Source organism: Streptomyces sp. WELS2, from assembly GCF_013870595.1.
In the GTDB taxonomy this organism is placed as follows: domain Bacteria; phylum Actinomycetota; class Actinomycetes; order Streptomycetales; family Streptomycetaceae; genus Streptomyces.
This window is the reverse complement of the sequence record NZ_JACBWZ010001076.1, coordinates 1-1,832: the sequence shown is the minus strand read 5'-3', so window position 1 is coordinate 1,832 and position 1,832 is coordinate 1. Positions and strand designations below refer to the sequence as shown.

The following is a 1,832-nucleotide window of genomic DNA, read 5'->3' as shown; positions in this document are numbered from 1 at the left end:
AGCAGTTCGCCACGCCGGTACCGGACGCCTTCTGGCAGGAGCTGCGCGACGACGGCCTGCTGCCCACGGCGGGGGAGGAGCCGCCGTGACCCGGGCCCACGCCCTCCTGGCCGACCGCCCCTGCGAGCCGGCTACACCAGCCGCGTCGGCGGCAGATACTCCCGTACATACGTCCGCTCCCAGCACGCCCCCGTCTCCCGCAGCTCCCGCCAGCCGGTGTACCGGTAGCGGAACAGCCGGGCCCGGACATAGCGGGGCGGGGTGTCCGGCGGGAACGGGGAGCGGCGCAGCAGCCTGAGGGTGTCCCGGTCGTTCTCCAGCAGGCGTTCCACCAGGCCGCCGAACCACTCACCGGCGTACGCGGGCGACAGCGCGGCGAACCACATCAGCCAGTCCAGGCGCAGATGGTAGGGGGCGAACTGGCGCGGCCAGCACCGGGGATCACCCGGCTTGCCCTTGAAGTCGTACTCCCGCCAGTCCGAGTCCGGGCGCGGCCGCTCGTCCAGCGTGCCCTCGACCACCACCTCGTAGCGGATCCGGCTGACGCTGCCGAACGCGCCGTAGGTGTTCACCAGGTGCAGCGGGTCGAAGGAGCGGTTCATCACCTGGCGGCGGGAGATCATGTTCCGCACGGGGCGGTAGCCGAGGAAGACCAGCAACGCGCCGACCGCGAGCACCAGTGCCTCGTACCACAGCGGTGCCGCGGGCACCTGCGGCGCCGTCGCCGGCAGCCGCAGCGCGGACAGGGCGAGCACGATGGTGATCCAGTTCAGCCAGGAGAAGTTCCCGGAGAGCACCAGCCACAGCTGGGTGACGATCATCAGGGCGGCGGCGGCCGAGGCGACGGGCTGCGGGGTGAACAGCAGGAAGGGCACGACCAGCTGGGTGACGTGGTTGGCGGCCACCTCCACCCGGTGCAGCGGCCTGGGCAGATGGTGGAAGAACCAGCTCAGCGGACCCGGCATCGGCTGCGTCTCGTGGTGGTAGTCCAGACAGGTCAGCTTCCGCCAGCAGGCGTCGCCGCGCAGCTTGATCAGCCCCGCGCCGAACTCCACCCGGAACAGGATCCAGCGCAGCAGGAACAGCACGACGACCGGCGGCGCCACCTCGTCGTTGCCGAGGAACGCGGCCAGGAAACCGGTCTCCAGCAGCAGCGACTCCCAGCCGAACGCGTACCACGCCTGGCCCACGTTGACGATCGACAGGTACAGCGCCCACGGCACCAGCCACAGCACGATCCCCGCCCACAGCGGCAGCGCCGAGTCCGCCCCGGCCAGCAGCGCCGCCGACACCGCGCAGCCCGCCCAGGCGCACCCCGCGAAGAAGCGGTCGGAGTAGTGCAGCTGGAACAGGCTGGGGGCGCGCCGGAAGGGCACCCGGGCCGTGAAGCGGGGGACGGGCAGCATGCCGCGCTCGCCCAGCAGGGCCCGGAACTGCAGGGCCGCCGTCAGGAACGCGACCAGGTACACGGCGGCCAGGGCCCGCTGGAGGACCAGCCGGCTCAGCCAGTAGTCGGGTGCGGTGAACCAGTCCACGGCTGTGCGCGCCCTTCCGTACGGCCCGCCGTCGCCATTCCCGGCGCGGCGTTCCCCGAGTTGCCAGCCAAACCTGAGCAATGCCAACAATAGGGCGTAATCACCCATAGTGATGTGGAGTGTGCGGTGCGGATACCCACCCGAACCATGGTCACGGCCTGCGTGCTCTCGGTGGCGCTGCTGGCCACCGGCTGCGCGGGGGCCGGCGTGAAGCAGACCCGGGTGGGCGACCTCGTCTTCTTGCAGGCCGCCGGGGAGCGGGGGCCCGCACCCTTCACCGCCTCCGCGGCGACCGGT

At 71.7% G+C, this 1,832-nt stretch carries 1 protein-coding gene; it reads right to left on the bottom strand.

The window, feature by feature from the left end; genetic code table 11:
* Positions 1–131: 131 nt before the first annotated feature.
* Positions 132–1,535: a lipase maturation factor family protein gene (locus H5J33_RS33760; RefSeq protein ID WP_181798486.1), complete on the bottom strand. Its 1,404-nt coding sequence runs from the start codon at positions 1,533–1,535 to the stop codon at positions 132–134.
* Between the last annotated feature and the right edge of the window lie 297 nt (positions 1,536–1,832).